The organism is Gemmatimonadota bacterium (genome assembly GCA_041390125.1).
Taxonomy (GTDB): domain Bacteria; phylum Gemmatimonadota; class Gemmatimonadetes; order Longimicrobiales; family Gaopeijiaceae; genus JAGQIF01.
The window spans coordinates 290097-301351 of sequence record JAWKQN010000009.1; the positions used below are offsets into that span (position 1 = coordinate 290097).

Below are 11255 nucleotides of genomic sequence, written 5' to 3' on the forward strand. Positions count from 1 at the left end.
TCCTCAGATGACTTCGACGGTGCCGGTGAACAGCTGGTTGAACACATACGCCCAGCGGTAGACCTGCGTGGCAAGGGGCCCGCCCACGTCGAAGCGTAGCGCGGCATCCAGATAGATCTTGACTCCTACGGACGACAGGTCCTCCTCGTCGCGACGGGCCTCGAAGAAGAAGCGCTTGGCGCCTCCGACCTGGGCGCCTCCCTCGAGTCGGATGATCGTGTCGAACGGAAGCATCCGCACGATGGTATCGGCCGCGAAGAGCTCCACCTGGGTGTTCCCGGCCTCGCTGACCCCGGCGTTGAATGCCTGGGACATCACCAAGGCCGCAGGCTTGCCGCCCTCGCCGGTCACGAGCACCCGCACCTGCTCCGGCGTCGGGTCCTCGAACCAGTCACACCCCCCCGCACCCGCCAGAACTCCGCACAACACGGCCCAGCCGGCCGCCCATCCCTGACGTCGAAGCGCCATCCCTTCCTCCTTGCATCTCCCTAGGCGAAGGTCCGGGCCCCCGACACCCTGTCGGAGACCCGGACCCGTGCTGCTACCCCTCACGCGCGGTGAAGGATCGCTGGAATCAGCACCCCAATCCGTTCAGGTGGCAGTTCGCCCGGATCTCGGTGATGCTGATGGGCAACAGCTTGCCCGGATTCTGCTGGGTATCCGACGTCGGAAGCCAGACGTCGTCCACCACACCGAAGCGGTACATGTCCGCCAGGCGCTGGCCCGTGAGGAAGATGTTCACGCGCCGCTCGTGGCGCAGCATGTCGATCGCAGGGATCTGACCGCTGTACGCCGTCACGCCATCCAGGGTGACCCGGATGTCGTTGATGGCGTCGGTGAACGCCGCGTTGTCGCCGCGCGCGAGCGCGTCCTCCGCGATGATCATGTGCATCTGCCGCTCGTCGATGATCGTGAGCGGCTGATAGATCTGACCTTCGACGAAGAACTCGTTCACGCGCCGCGTGATCTCACGATCGGGCGCATTGGTGAGCGGGTCCATGAGCACGATCCCGGTGATCGTCTTGATCGCCGCCGGGTCCACGCTCACGTAGTCCGAGCCCACCTGGTTCTCGGCGCGGCTGTTGATCCAGCTCGCCAGCTGGTTGGTGATGGTCGACGCGCTGTACTGGAACTGCCAGCGCCAGTCGGTGCCGCCCATGAGGGCCAGCGCCGCCTGGGCGTCGGCCACCGCGCCGGCATCCTGCACCAGCGGGTTCGCCGTGTTCGGGGTCGGCTTGATCTTCTGCCGGATCCCCTTGGCGAACTTGGCCCGGGCCCGCATCGCCAGCGCCCGCGTCTCGATCTCGGAATTGCCGGCGGCACGCGCCAACGTCACCGCCTGGTCGAGGCGGGACACGGCGTCGTCGAAGACCGCCAGCATCCCGGCCTCACCCACCGGCGCGCCCGCCTCCAGCTTGTCGGAGAACGTCATGTCCTCCTGGACCTCACCGATCACGGTGTAGACCGTCCCCGCGATCAGGTAGCCCTTGGCGAGCGTCGCATTGAACTGGGTCAGTCCCTCGTCCACGTGGACCTTGACCAGATCCACGGCCTGATCCGCCATCCAGCGCGCCTGCGCCAGCTCCGGATAGGTCACGTCGAGGAATTCGTTCTCGGTGTTGGACAACGCACCGATGTCGATCTCGCGCCAGCCGTCACGCGAGCCGATCCAGGTGAGCCCGTCGCCCGCGATCTCGTACGCCTGCCACACGTCCGAGATGGCTACGGCCGCGAGCGACAGCGCACCGTTCACGACGGCGTTGGCCGCCTGGGTCGTGGCGAGGTTCTCCTCGACCAGGTTGTTCGGGTTGCTGACATCCAGGATGCCGCAGCCCGTGGTCGCCAGGACACCGCTCAGAAGAGCGACGCCCGCGAACCGGATCCGCTTGGTTCCGATATGCATCGTTCGTCTCCTCCTCAGAAGCTCACGCGGAGCGACGCGGTGATCCGGCGGGGCGTGGGCACGCCCCAGCCCTCGACGCCCTGGAGGAAGTTGTTGTCGGCGCCCGCACCGTCGGAGCGGCCGACCACGTTCCCCTCGGGGTCCATGCCGGAGTAGTCACTGTTCACCCACAGCGCCAGGTTGCGGACGCCCACGTTGAGCGTGCCGGTGGCCAGGCCCAGCCGCTCCACGAAGGAGGAGGGCATGCGGTAGGTGAGCGACAGCTCACGGAAGCGGAGGAAGTCCGCCTTGTAGGTGGAATTCAGACCCTGCATCGGCGAGAGGGCCTCGATCTCCTTGGCCCACGCGATGGCCGCGTCCAGACGGGCCTCCGCGGTCGACGCCGGGTTCTCCATGATGGCCTGCAGCTCCACAGCGCGCGGGATGTTGCGCCCGATCACCGGGTTGGCCTGACGGAACTCACCGGACAGGTTCTGATGGTAGTAGTTCCCGAAGCGGTACTCGAAGTTGGTCACGAGCTCGAAGTTGTTCAGGAACGAGATGTTCGTCCCGAACGAGCCCTGCCAGTCCGGCGTGGGCTTGCCGTTGTACCCGAGCGTGTGACCCTCACCGCAGTTGCTCGAGGCCACCTGGCCGTTCGGCACGCCGAAGTCGGAGTGACCCTTCACGAGCGGCTTGAACTCGCTCGGATTCCGCGGCACGCCGAAGTACGCCAGCGCCTGATCCCGCGTCGGCGCCACGCACTCGCCGGCCTGCGGAGCCAGGATGTTCAGCGGGATCTCGTTCTCCGCCAACTGCGCACCGATGAACGCACCCGGCGCGAAGCCCTCGATCAGCCAGTTCCGGTAGCGCGTGTAGCTGCCACCGATCTTGATCGGAGCGGCGCCGCCCAGGCTGGTGATCTCCTCCGAGATGTAGGAGGCGTTGGCGTTGATGTTGATGCTGACGTTGTCGCCCTGGTAGAGCGAGCCCTGCGCACCGATCTCCCAGCCGGTCGCCTTCAACTCGCCGATGTTGACGAGCTGCCGGTTGCGGAAGCCGCCCGACGGCGGGAACTGCTGGTCGACCAGCGCGTCCGTCACCGTGCGGTTCCAGTAGGTGACGTCCAGCGCGGCGCGGTCGTTGAAGAACCCGAGCTCAGTGCCCAGCTCCCACTCCGTCGACACCTCGGGCGACAGGTCGTCGTTGCCCAGGTTGAACGGACGCACGCCAGCGCCGTCCTCCGACGCGTAGGGCTCGTACGTGGTGAACCGATCGAACGCGCCCGGCTGGAGGCCGGACTGCCCGATGGCGCCACGCAGACGGAAGGTCGAGACGAGCTCGCTCTCCCACCCGAAGGCGTCGGTCGGGATGAAGGACGCGGAGAACTTCGGATAGAACGCCGTGTTGAAGTTCTCACCGAACGCGGAATTGGCGTCCCAGCGTCCGCCGACCGTCAGGAACAGGTAATCGTTGATGCCGAGCTGCTCCTGCAGGTAGCCACCGACCTGCGTGTTGCGCTCGAAACGCTCCGACACGTACTGGTCGGCACCGGCCTCGGCGACCTCGAGACCGGGACCCGGGAAGCGCGCACCGCCGCCACCCGACGTGGTCTCCTGGGCCATGAAGCCCTGTCCACCGGCCAGGAACGTGCTCTCGAAGCGATCGCCGAAGCGACGCACCCAGGAGAGCTTGAAGTCGGCCGTGATCTCGCGGTTGGTACGGTCCGCGATGTTGCGGCTGCCCTCGGGCTCGGAGCTGGAGAAGTTGTCCACGTTCCAGCCATAGGGGCGGAAGTCGTAGGCCTCCTCCGCCACCAGGTCCACGCCGAAGGTCCCGTCGACGATGAGCCCTTCCTGGATCTGGTAGTTCGCGTTGATGCTCCCCGCGAAGTGGCGGGTGTCCCCGACGGTGTACTGGTGCAGGTTCTCCTTCAGCGTGGCGAAGGCCGGTGCGCCGAAGAGGTTGTCGTCCTCGGACAGCCGGAGCTGCGCCATGAGGGCGGACGAGAACCCACCGTAGATGTTGTTGCCGTTGTTCGGCGTCTCCTGATGCACCTCCGAATAGAGCGAGCTGAGCCGGATGGACAGCTTCTCCATGGGGAAGATGTTCAGGTTGATGTTGCTCTGGATGCGGCGGTTCTCATCCTGCGCCACGCCGCCGACCTCGGGCACGCTGAGGAAGCTGCCGTCGAACGGACCGTCCTCGAACGTGTAGCGCCCCGACGCGAAGTACGTGATCAGGTCGCTGCCGCCGGTCACGGACGCGCCGTACGTCTGCCCGTAGCCCGTGTTGAAGAGGTCCTGGAGCAGCGGAACCTCGTAGCTGTCGTAGGCGCCACCGCTGAAGCCGAAGCGGCTCTGCATGCGGGAGAGTCCCCCGGCGATGCAGGAGTCCATCGACGCCTGGTTGGTCCGGTTCAGACAGCCCTTGGCCGGGTAGTCCGCCAGGTTGAGCATGCGATCCGTGGGCGTGGTGATCGCCGACTGCTGCACCTCGAAGGTGAAGCGGGGCGTGCCCTGACGGCCGCGCTTGGTGAAGATCTGGATGACCCCGTTGGAGGCCTCGGTGCCGTACAGCGTGGCGGCCGCGGCGCCCTTCAGGATCTCGATGCGCTCGATGGTCGACGGGTCGATGTCGTCCAGGCGGGACGTACGCCCCTGGCCACCCGCGCCGATCTCGTTGCCGGCGAACCCGCCGGAGTTGTCCACCCGGATGCCGTCGATGTAGACGAGCGGCTCGTTGGACTGCGAGAGCGAGGCCGAGCCGCGGATGCGGATCGTGGAGCCCTCACCCGTCGTGCCGGAGCCGATGCCTCCGACCACGCCGGGCTCACGGCCCTGGAGCAGCTGCGACACGTCCGCGATGGGCGCGTCCTGCAGCTGCGAGACGTCGACCGTGGCGATCGTGTTCCCGAGCTTGCGCTTCTCGGTCGCCACGCCCGCGCCGGTCACGACGATCTCCGTCAGCTCGATGGCCGTCTGCTCGACCGCCACGTCGGCAACGCTGGACTGGCCGGCCGTCACCGTCACGGTGGCGGAGCCTTCCTTGAAGCCCACGAGCTGGACGCGGATGGTGTGTTGGCCGGCCGGCACGTTCAGCAGGATGTAGCGGCCGGAGGAGTTGGTCAGAGCGCCGATGCCGGTCCCCTCGATGAAGACCTGTGCGGACTCGAGCGGACGCTGGGACCCAGCATCCGTCACCGTGCCCGCGATCACACCCGTGCTCTGTTGCGCCTGGACCGTGGTGGGAGCGAGCGCCAGGACGAGGGCCACTGCGGCCCCCAGCGCCAGCCCCATCCACGACCGGCGAACGGACGTTGGACGGATCATAACGGTTTCCCCCAAAAGGTTTGGGAATGAACTACGCCCCAGCACCCTCCGGAGCCTCCACGCGCCCGCCCGGCGAAGGGCGCGGCACCCGGCGGCCCGGAACGAGACCGGGTCGAGTATCTCCCTGGTAAGCCCGGAGCCGCTGTGCTGTCAAGCCGCGACGCCCGGTCGGACGCCGCGCGCCCCGGCTCCTCCCCGGGGCCCCGGGAGGGCAGAGACGCGACAGGGGTTTCAGGATACCCGGGCGCAGGAACGCCGCCTGTGTTCGCGTGGCGGATCGCCGGTGGCCCCCCACCGGATCCAGCCGGACCGGATCCGGGCCTACAGCCGGGCGATGACCTCGATCTCCACGTCCACGTTCTTGGGGAGGGTCCGGACGGCGATCGTGGAGCGGGCCGGGCGGTGATCCCCGAAGTGGCGGGCGTACACCTCGTTCATGGCCCCGAACGATCCCATGTCCGCCAGGAACACGGTCGTCTTGACCACCCGCTCCAGGGAGCCGCCCGCCTCGTCCAGGATGGCGCGGATGTTCTGGAAGACCCGCTCGGTCTGGGCCGCGACATCGCCGGACACCACGTCCCCGGTCGCGGGGTCGAGCGGGATCTGTCCCGAGCAGAAGAGCCACCGGCCGACCCGGATGGCCTGGGAGTACGGGCCGATGGCGGCGGGGGCGTTGTCGGTGTGGAGGGTGTGCAGGGTACGCATGCGAGGTCCGGTGCGGAGAGGGTGGTCTTCGGTCGCCGTTTTACCGGCGGACCGTCCGGGTCGGGAGCACTCCCGCCCGGCACTCGTCACCCGGGATACGGTCCCCGACCCCGGGCGGGCAAGGCCCACTCCTCCCACCGCCCGTCCACGTCCGCCAGCAGGCGGTCCTGCAGGTTGACCGAGACGCAGACGTGGTTGGGTACGATCCGCACCCGCTCCCCCACCTGTGGGCGCCAGTCGGTCCGGGCGAGGTCCAGGACGCCGTGCTCCTCGGAGAGTCCCTTCACCACCACCTCCGGCCGGTCCAGCAGCACACCGAACCCCGCGCCCTCGCCACGCAGGACCTCCTTGGCCAGCGCCTTGGAGCCGGCGTCCACGACGGCCTGCCCTGCCACGGACGTGCTGACGACGGTGGCGCACACCGAGTACGCCCAGTCCTGGGGGTCGCAGGCGCCCAGCGAGGCGATGTCGCGGTCGTTGAAGATCCAGGTGCCGGCCCGGCATTCGGTCATCCCCGGCAGCCGGTGTGACGCCCAGACCGTGGGCGTCGACCCGCCGCTGACCACCGCCGGAGCCAGCCCCGCCCGCTCCAGCGCCTGGATCAGGGCCTCCAGACGCCCCACCAGGACGTCCAGGTCGGCAGCCGCTTCGGCAAGGGGCGCGCGGATGTGGCCGGGATAGAAGAGGACGCCCCGGTACTCGACGCCGGGCAGCGAGGCCGCCCGGCCGGCCAACTCCACCGCCTGCTCCGGGCCCGCCACGCCCACCCTGCCCATCCCCATGTCCACCTCGACGAGCACGCCCACGGTCCGCCCGGCCGGGGCGGCCGCCCGGGACAGTTCCGTGAGCGCAGCGTCGGAATCCAGGGCCACCGTCAGCCGCACCCGCTCCGCCAGGCGGAGCAGGCGCTCGAGCTTGGCGGCCCCCACCGGCGGGTAGGCCAGGAGCAGGTCGTCCGTGACCGTGGCCATGACCTCCGCCTCGCGCAGCGTGGCCACCGTCAGGCCCCGGGCGCCGGCTGCGAGCTGGATCCGGGCCACGCCCGGGCACTTGTGGGTCTTGATGTGGGGCCGCCAGGCGATCCCGGACTCCGCGAGCGTGGCCACGGCCCGGCGGGCATTGGCCTCGACACGCGCGGCGTCCACCACCGCCACGGGGGTCTCGAAGGACTCGGGTGGGAGCCTCATCCGTCCAGGACCTGGGTGAGCGCGCGCTCGAACTCGGGGTCGGACTCCGTGACGGGACCCAGACGCGCGAAGCGCACGATCCCCTCGGCATCGATCAGGAAGGTCGCAGGCAGCCCGATGACGCCGTAGAGATCCATGGACACGCCCTTCGGGTCGACCAGTTGGAGATATTCGACACCGTTCTCGGCGAGGAAGGCGTCCACGGCGCTCCGGGCCGCGGCGTTGTCGACCGTGATGCCGACGACCTGCAGCCCACGCGGGGAGAGACGCTCGTGGAGGCTCTGCAGGAAGGGCGTCTCCTCCCGGCACGGAGGGCACCACGTGGCCCAGAGGTTGACGAGCGCGGGCTGCCCCGCCAGGTCCGCGATGGCCACCGCATTCCCGCGCGTATCCTCGAGGCTCACGTTGGCCAGGGGTTGGCCCAGCGTGGGGCGCTGGATCCGGGCCGGGCCGCCGTCGCACGATGCGACGCCCGCGACCAGCAGGGCGCAGGTCAGCCACCGCCGCGACGACCTCATCGAGGGGCTCCCCACTCCAGGCGCGCCGTCCGCACGCGCCCGGCCGCGTCGTCGGTCCAGGCGATCAGGGCTCCACCGTCCTGGGCGACCGCCCGAGGGAAGCCGGACGCCCGGGCCGAACGGGTCTCGGCGACGACCACCTCCTCGCCGAGCGGGCCCGCGGGGGCCACGCGGACGGCCCGGATCTCGGCTTGCTCCGCACCCACGTCCTCCACCCAGGTCACCAGCGCGGTCCCCCCCGCGTCCAGGACCACGTCCACCCGGCCCACCGGCTCCCCGCCGTCCAGGCGATGGGGTGGGCCGAAGCTGTCCCCCCCGTCCTCGGAGAACGCCACCAGCACGCGCGGCTCGTCCGCGGGCGCCGTGAACCAGGCCACCACCACGCGGGAGCCACGCGCTGCGACGGCGGGGCCATTGACGGGGCAGGCGGCGATGGTCCACCCGTCCTGGTGGACGAGCCGGGGCTCGGTCCAGGTCCCGTCCGGCCGCCGGCGCACCAGGGCGATGTCGCGCACCTCCTCCGGGCTGCGGTCGCGGTAGACCACGACGGGGCCGCGCTCCGTCCAGGCCATGTCGGTCTGGCAGCAATCGCACGTCAGGGCGTCGAGCTCCACGTCCACACCGGAGCCGTCCTCCGCCACCGAGCGTCCGTGCAGGCTCATCCCGGTGCCATGGCCGTGGTCGCCCGTGTTGCGACCGTCCAGCCAGGCCATCACGTAGCCGTCCTCGGACGCCTCGGTGCTCACGAACCCGTGCTCCGTGGGCGAGCGGTCCTCATGGGGGGTCCAGGGCTCGGACCACCCGCCGTCCGTCTCGCGGGCCACCCGCACGGCGTAGTCGTACGTCCCCTGCCCGCCCCGCTCCAGCCAGTGCGCGACCAGCCGGCCGTCGGCCAGCACCTCCACCCCGGGGAAGTCCGCCCAATTGACGAAGAAGCGGTCGCTCTCGACCACGGTGGCGGGCTCACCCCAGGCCTCGCCGTCCAGGCGGGCCACGCGGAGGCGATAGGTCCCCGCGCGGGTGGAGGCACCGGTCTGGTCGGCCGCCGCCACGGGCTCCAACCAGGAGAGCACGGCGGGGCTCGCCTCCCCGACGGCCAGGTGCGGGGTGAGGCTTCCCTGCCCCACGGGCGGCTGAGCGAGCTCGTGCACCCGCAGCCGCTCCGCGCCCCCATCCGCGCCGCCTCCGACGCACGCGGAAGCTGTCACCCCGGCAAGCAGCGCGCACAGAGGTCGGACGAGCCACCACGGCCCTGTGTCTGGCGCCACGGGTCTACTCCGGAGAGAGGTGGGTGGGGCTCGCCTGCGCGAGGACGGCGGGCCGGCCGTGCAACATCGCCCGCGGAAACCCGTTTATCAATTCGGGGCTTGGGGGCATCGAGAGGGGGTGCCTCGTCGGACCCCGTCCGCCCGAGGGCGTGTAGCACCCGCAGGGGCAGATCACCGCCGGGCCCGAACCGCCGGGCCGGGCCCGCACTTCGAGGAAGGCCATGGCATCCCGCCGTATCCACCTACCGGGGGCGTCGTACGCGTTCCTGGCCCTGTTCGTCGCACTCGGAGGGGTGCTCGCTGCGGCGGCTCCCGCGTCCGCGCAGTACTTCGGGCGCAACAAGGTCCAGTACGACAGCTTCAACTTCGAGATCCTGCCCACGCAACGCTTCGACATCCACTTCTACCAGGAAGCGGCCGTCGCCATCGAAGACGCGGCGCGCATGGGCGAACGCTGGTATGAGCGGCTCGCCCGGACCTTCCAGCACGAGTTCGCGCAGCGCAAGCCGGTGGTGCTCTACGCGGACCACCCGGACTTCCAGCAGACCAACACGTTGAGCGGCACCCTGAGCGAGGGCACCGGGGGTGTCACGGAATCGCTCAAGAACCGCGTGATCATGCCGCTGGCCGGCTCGTACTGGGATACCGACCACGTGCTCGGACACGAGCTCGTGCACGCCTTCCAGTACGACATCGCGCAATCGCGCCAGGGGGGCGGCCTCCAGTCCCTGGTGCGCCTGCCGTTGTGGATGATCGAAGGGATGGCCGAGTACCTGTCGGTGGGGCGCGAGGACCCGCTCACCGCGATGTGGCTGCGCGACGCGCTGCGCCGGGACGACATCCCCACCACGGAACAGCTCACCAAGGACCCGCGCTACTTCCCCTACCGCTTCGGTGAGGCGTTCTGGGCGTACGTGGGCGGGACCTATGGGGACGATGCAGTGATCGGACTCTACCGCCGCGCCCTGCGGGTCGGTGTGGAGCCCGCCATCCGCCAGGTGCTGGGCACCACCGAGGACTCGCTGTCGGTGGCCTGGCACGAGGAGATCCGCGAAGCCTACGCGCCGCTGCTGGAGGGCCGCACGCCGCCCGAGCAGGTCGGCACGCTGATCCTGGCGCCCTCCACCGGCGCCGGCCGCCAGAACGTCGCGCCGGCCGTCAGCCCCGACGGACGCTACGTGGCCTTCCTGTCGGAGAAGGATCTGTTCTCCGTCGACCTCTTCCTCGCGGACGCCCAGACGGGGGAGATCATCCGCAAGCTCTCGAGCGCGGCGGCCGATCCGCACTCCGACGCCATCCGCTTCATCGACTCGAGCGGCTCCTGGTCTCCGGACGGACGTCAGTTCGTGTTCGTCGTCTTCGCGGACGGGCGCAACGAGCTCGTGATCGTCGATGCAGAGAACGCCGACCAGGAGAAGCGTCTGGAGCTCGAGTCGATCGGTGCCGTGACCAATCCCGCGTGGTCGCCGGACGGCCGCTCCATCGCCTTCTCGGGCCAGGTCGGGGGCGTCACCGACCTGTACCTCGTCGACATCGAGACGGAGGAGATGAGGCAGCTGACGGACGACCGGTTCGGGGACTTCCACCCCACCTGGTCGCCGGACGGCCGCACCATCGCGTTCTCGAGCGACCGCGGCGAGCGGACGGACTTCGCCGAGCTGCGGTACGGCAAGCCGCAGATCGCCCTGTACGATCTCGCTTCGGGGCGGGTGGACGTGCTGGACCTCTTCGGCGACGTCAAGCACATCAACCCGCAGTACGCGCCGGACGGTCGCAGCCTCTACTTCATCTCGGATCCGGACGGCTTCCAGGACATCTACCGCTATGCGTTCCAGGAGCGCGAGATCCGCCGCGTGACGCGGGTCGCGACCGGCGTCAGCGGCATCACCTGGTCGGCGCCGGCGATGTCGGTGGCCAAGGATGCCGGCACGGTGGTGTTCTCCATCTTCGACGAGCGCGAGTTCCATGTGTACGCGCTCGACGTCCAGACCGCGGGCACGCAGGTGACGGCGGCGGACTTCGCCGGCCTGCAGCCGGGCCGCATCTTGCCCCCCGTGGACCCGCGCACAACGCAGCGCGTGGCGCGCTATCTCGAAGACTACGAGACCGGCCTGGTGCCGCCCGGCACGTATCGCTCGGAGGACGCGGAGGACTACAACTCCGACCTCGACCTCGACTACGTGGGGCAGCCCACCATCGGCGTGGGCGCGGACCAGTTCGGCAACTATGTCTCCGGTGGTGCGGCGGCGTTCTTCAGCGACATGCTCGGCAACCGCCGCATGGGGATCGCCTTCCAGGCCAACGGCACCTTCAAGGACCTCGGCGGCCAGTTCACATACCAGGACCTGGGGAACCGCTGGAAC

General features: G+C 69.6%; 8 protein-coding genes. 1 reads left to right on the forward strand and 7 read right to left on the reverse strand.

Going from position 1 to position 11255, the window contains the following annotated elements; all coding sequences use genetic code 11:
• Window positions 1-3 precede the first annotated feature (3 nt).
• From R3E98_11865 to R3E98_11895, 7 genes are all read right to left on the reverse strand, one after another.
• Window positions 4-468, reverse strand: coding sequence for a hypothetical protein (locus R3E98_11865; GenBank protein ID MEZ4424096.1), 465 nt, complete (start codon window positions 466-468; stop codon window positions 4-6).
• Between the two features lie 106 nt (window positions 469-574).
• Window positions 575-1903 carry a hypothetical protein gene (locus R3E98_11870; protein MEZ4424097.1) on the reverse strand — a complete coding sequence of 443 codons (1329 nt, stop codon included), beginning with the start codon at window positions 1901-1903 and terminating at the stop codon, window positions 575-577.
• Window positions 1904-1917: 14 nt separating this feature from the next.
• A complete protein-coding gene (locus R3E98_11875; protein MEZ4424098.1) occupies window positions 1918-5214 on the reverse strand; it encodes a SusC/RagA family TonB-linked outer membrane protein in 3297 nt (1098 codons plus the stop codon).
• 321 nt (window positions 5215-5535) lie between these two features.
• Window positions 5536-5919 carry a RidA family protein gene (locus R3E98_11880; GenBank protein ID MEZ4424099.1) on the reverse strand — a complete coding sequence of 128 codons (384 nt, stop codon included), beginning with the start codon at window positions 5917-5919 and terminating at the stop codon, window positions 5536-5538.
• Window positions 5920-6005: 86 nt separating this feature from the next.
• Complete coding sequence (locus R3E98_11885) at window positions 6006-7106, reverse strand: alanine racemase (GenBank protein ID MEZ4424100.1); 1101 nt, start codon at window positions 7104-7106, stop codon at window positions 6006-6008.
• Window positions 7103-7624: a TlpA disulfide reductase family protein gene (locus tag R3E98_11890; GenBank protein ID MEZ4424101.1), complete on the reverse strand. Its 522-nt coding sequence runs from the start codon at window positions 7622-7624 to the stop codon at window positions 7103-7105. The genes R3E98_11885 and R3E98_11890 overlap by 4 nt, the downstream gene beginning before the upstream one ends.
• Complete coding sequence (locus R3E98_11895; protein MEZ4424102.1) at window positions 7621-8775, reverse strand: exo-alpha-sialidase; 1155 nt, start codon at window positions 8773-8775, stop codon at window positions 7621-7623. The genes R3E98_11890 and R3E98_11895 overlap by 4 nt, the downstream gene beginning before the upstream one ends.
• Before the next feature lie 338 nt (window positions 8776-9113).
• Here R3E98_11895 and R3E98_11900 point away from each other — a divergent pair.
• Window positions 9114-11255: peptidase S9 (locus R3E98_11900; GenBank protein MEZ4424103.1), on the forward strand; the 2142-nt coding region annotated here is incomplete at its 3' end.

What these genes read in the sequence shown, in the direction of transcription:
- R3E98_11865 (MEZ4424096.1), bottom strand. Translation starts at nt 468, where the DNA reads ATGGCGCTTCGACGTCAGGGATGGGCGGCCGGCTGGGCCGTGTTGTGC.
- R3E98_11870 (MEZ4424097.1), bottom strand. Translation starts at nt 1,903, where the DNA reads ATGCATATCGGAACCAAGCGGATCCGGTTCGCGGGCGTCGCTCTTCTG.
- R3E98_11875 (MEZ4424098.1), bottom strand. Translation starts at nt 5,214, where the DNA reads ATGATCCGTCCAACGTCCGTTCGCCGGTCGTGGATGGGGCTGGCGCTG.
- R3E98_11880 (MEZ4424099.1), bottom strand. Translation starts at nt 5,919, where the DNA reads ATGCGTACCCTGCACACCCTCCACACCGACAACGCCCCCGCCGCCATC.
- R3E98_11885 (MEZ4424100.1), bottom strand. Translation starts at nt 7,106, where the DNA reads ATGAGGCTCCCACCCGAGTCCTTCGAGACCCCCGTGGCGGTGGTGGAC.
- R3E98_11890 (MEZ4424101.1), bottom strand. Translation starts at nt 7,624, where the DNA reads ATGAGGTCGTCGCGGCGGTGGCTGACCTGCGCCCTGCTGGTCGCGGGC.